Below are 265 nucleotides of genomic sequence, written 5' to 3' on the forward strand. Positions count from 1 at the left end.
GGCCGGAAGCCGCCATGGTGATGGTCCTCTTCACGATCGCCGAGTTGATCGAGGCGAAATCGCTCGACCGTGCCCGCAACGCGATCAAAGGCCTGATGCAGCTGACGCCAGAACAGGCAAGCGTGCAGCAAGCCGACGGCAGCTGGCGTTCGACGGCGCTCAAATCGATCGCGCCCGGCGCTTTGGTTCGCGTGAAGCCGGGTGAGCGCATCGCGCTCGACGGCGAAATCGTCGCGGGCCGTTCGAGCGTGGACCAGGCGCCGAT

1 pseudogene is annotated in these 265 nt (G+C 66.0%); it reads left to right on the plus strand.

Annotation, left to right across the window (positions count from 1 at the left end):
* Positions 1–265, plus strand: a pseudogene (locus tag SB764_RS41125) (heavy metal translocating P-type ATPase); the annotation flags it as partial.

Origin of the sequence: Paraburkholderia sp. SIMBA_027, assembly GCF_046535315.1 — a bacterium.
Lineage (GTDB): Bacteria > Pseudomonadota > Gammaproteobacteria > Burkholderiales > Burkholderiaceae > Paraburkholderia > Paraburkholderia tropica.